This window comes from Rhodobacter sp. NTK016B (assembly GCF_017303295.1).
In the GTDB taxonomy this organism is placed as follows: Bacteria; Pseudomonadota; Alphaproteobacteria; order Rhodobacterales; family Rhodobacteraceae; genus Pararhodobacter.
Window position 1 is genome coordinate 1 of sequence record NZ_JAFKOK010000054.1, and the last position, 283, is coordinate 283.

A 283-nucleotide genomic window follows, 5' to 3' on the forward strand; every position below is an offset into this window, starting at 1 on the left:
CTGACCGGGCCGGGCCTCGAAATCGCCGCCCTGCCGGATCGAGGCCGAGGGCGCGCGGATCGCCATCTCGTAGGTGCCGGCAATGGCGCGGTCGGCGGTGACGATGCCGCTGACCCGTGTGCCGCCGGGGATCGCGTCGAGGGCGATCTCGCAGACGACCGGGGATGCGGTCCGGCTATCGGTGCGGGTATCCGCGGTGGCGCTGCAGGCGGCGGTGAAGCCCAGCACGGCGAGCCCCAGGAACAGCGAGGCGGCCTTGCGGCGCAGAGGGAGGGCGGAGAGG

Annotated in this window: 1 protein-coding gene; it reads right to left on the minus strand. The window is 74.2% G+C overall.

What is annotated here, in order from left to right; translation table 11 throughout:
• The coding region (gene csgH, locus JI664_RS23670; RefSeq protein WP_207016248.1) for a curli-like amyloid fiber formation chaperone CsgH at nt 1-283 on the minus strand (283 nt) is incomplete at both ends.